Annotated in this window: 2 protein-coding genes; one reads left to right on the forward strand and one right to left on the reverse strand. The window is 43.6% G+C overall.

The genetic code is table 11. The features are described 5' to 3' along the window. Positions 1 to 190: 190 nt before the first annotated feature. Positions 191 to 667 carry a GNAT family N-acetyltransferase gene (locus VJL_RS27345; RefSeq protein WP_038882495.1) on the forward strand — a complete coding sequence of 159 codons (477 nt, stop codon included), beginning with the start codon at positions 191 to 193 and terminating at the stop codon, positions 665 to 667. 810 nt (positions 668 to 1,477) lie between these two features. On the opposite strand, the gene VJL_RS30610 is transcribed toward VJL_RS27345, so the two are convergent. After that, positions 1,478 to 1,741 carry a hypothetical protein gene (locus VJL_RS30610; RefSeq protein ID WP_102389285.1) on the reverse strand — a complete coding sequence of 88 codons (264 nt, stop codon included), beginning with the start codon at positions 1,739 to 1,741 and terminating at the stop codon, positions 1,478 to 1,480. Positions 1,742 to 2,454 lie beyond the last annotated feature (713 nt).

Here is a 2,454-nt window from a genome sequence, read left to right on the forward strand (position 1 = left end):
ATTAAATCTAACAGATTGGGGTTCATTGGGAGAATAAGCCCAAAACCTAACAAACTGTTCAAGAGGGATTCGCAACGCGTGGCATTTTTACTATGCGTTGGTTTTAGTGATTAAGGTGGTATGCGGCGGCATCGGTATTGCGTTGCTCACCCCTTAACAGGGCGTTAGGTGCTTGAAGGAAAAGGTAAGTATGGAAATTTCTTTTCAGCAGATAAACATTGATGATTTCGAATTGTGCGTTGCTGCGAGAAAAGATGCATACTTTTGTAGTTTTGGGCATTACGATGGTTTCGACGATTTCATCAATGGTTATCGTGAACGAGTATTAGACCGGTTAGCTACATCAGGATGGTTCTATATCCATATATTTGTAGATGGTCAGTTTGCAGGGCAGTTAGAGTTTCGTAGCTTTTCACCCGAGCCGGAGACTGGCTATGTGCATCTCATTTACTTAAAGCCGAATTTTCGTGGTTCAGGACTCGCTGCAAAATTGCAGGATTATATTGTAAGCACTTTGAGTAAAGCGGGTTGTTTGCGTGCAGTACTCTCAGTAAGCCGAACTAACCATCGAGCTCTCACATTCTATAAGCGCCATGGTTGGGAGTTCGTGCGCAAGAATCCCAAGCACGATGAAACAGACTTTTACCAACTTTGGCTACGCACCTAACAAACTGTTTAAGAGGGATTCGCAACGCGTGGCATTTTCACTATGCGTTGATTTTAGTGATTAAGGTGGTTTGCGGCGGGTTCGGTATTGCGTTGCTCACCCCTTAACAGGGCGTTAGTTTGCAAAAGTAGAAAAGCGTTTTTGGTCAAAGAGCCTAGTCCTGTTTTTGTGCTCTACACCTGCTCGTTTTTCGAAAGTTGTGCAACCAAATCTCATCACGCGTAGGGTGTTTTTCGGCTCTTTGGGTTCAAAGTTATTCATTTCTCCGCATCAGTAACTTTGGTCGCTTAGTGCATCTCGCGCGGCTTCTTTTTTTTGTGGCTAACTCACTAACGAATGGCTTTGTCGCACTTGGTTGTTAGGTTTGTCGAATGAATCCTTTGTCAGCGAAGGTGCTTCAAACTGTGGTTGTTTATCGCATGTCGCTTCTTAGCCAAGTGCGTTTTGTTGTTTGGGTTTGAGTTCCGTAGTTTTCAGTTTTACATTGGCGCTCAAAGCCAGTAGTTTTGTAACCAATTCAGCACCTTGTCGCTAAACTTTGGCTGAATCATGTAGGCAAACTAACAAAGCGTTTAAGACAGATTCCCAACGCTCGGCATTTTCAGTTTGGGTCAGCTTTAGTGTTTAAGGTGGCAATGTTTTAGGTAGGGTGGTGGCGTTGCTCACACCTTAACAGGGCGTTAGTCGCCAGAAAAAGCTAGCAGTCAAAATCATGTTTCTAAGCTCAAAACTTGGCTACTGGTTGTTTGATTCATAGTTCCATCTTCGACGGTCAAAGCTCAGTTTCATCGGTTCTAAGTCAATGCATTGCTATTTTCCAAGCGGTTGTTTCGTTCTTTGGTGGTGATAGGGCGGGGCAATCGAAAATCTGTTTTTGGTTGCAACTCCGCTCGGTGAGTTTGTTGGTACAAAAGCCAATTTACTCGCTGAAATGACGTTTTCTCTGGTGTTGTAAGTTCCACGTGGTTTCAGTGACTTTGTTGAAAGTCCGCACTGTGAGATTAGCTTTCCAAAGGCGCTATTTGGTGTTGTCCGTCCGTTTTCTGCGGTGTTGTTTGTTCCAAGTGGTTTCATTGAATAGCTGCTTTGCGACTACGCCTGACTTAAATGCATCAAAGCACATAAAATTTGTTGTTTGCAAAATTTAGTTCGGCTTAAAATTGTCGCTCGGTGCCTCGCGACTAACAAACTGCTCAAGAGGGATTCGCAACGCGTGGCATTTTTACTATGCGTTGAATTTAGTGATTAAGGTGGTTTGCGGCGGCTTCGGTATTGCGTTGCTCACCCCTTAGCAGGGCGTTAGTGCGGGTTTGACATCAAAGGTCATAAGTTTTGGTGTTTATCTGTTTGGCGCTCGTTTTTACACCTTTCAGTTAGTGCCTTTCACGTTCTTTCCGGTGGCACTATATGCGGAGTGTTCGCTTTGATTTCACCGTTTACGGCTTCTAACTCTCAGCCTATTTCTTTGGCGCTTCTTCATTTTCGTGTTGGCTTTTGAGAGAGCCTTGATTGCTTGTGGTGTGGCTGTTGAAGTACGAGGATAGAATCCTTTTCTAATTTGAAGTCAGTAAAAGTAGGGGAGTTCAGTACGTTTTTCTTCTAGCCAACTTTTGTCTTTCAATCGGAGTAAAGTTTTGTAGCTGCCCGTCTCACTTCAGTGTTCAAAGCCTTTCATATCATGCCACTTTTCAATATCTTGGAGCGCATAAATAGAAGTAGCGCATGTACTAACAAATTGCTTAAGAGTGATTCGTAACGCGTGGCATTTTTACTTTGCGGTGGCTTAT

The sequence above is a fragment of the Vibrio jasicida CAIM 1864 = LMG 25398 genome (assembly GCF_000400365.1).
Lineage (GTDB): Bacteria > Pseudomonadota > Gammaproteobacteria > Enterobacterales > Vibrionaceae > Vibrio > Vibrio jasicida.

Coding starts and splice junctions, on each gene's coding strand:
- VJL_RS27345 (WP_038882495.1), top strand. CDS start 191: ATGGAAATTTCTTTTCAGCAGATAAACATTGATGATTTCGAATTGTGC.
- VJL_RS30610 (WP_102389285.1), bottom strand. CDS start 1,741: ATGAAACCACTTGGAACAAACAACACCGCAGAAAACGGACGGACAACA.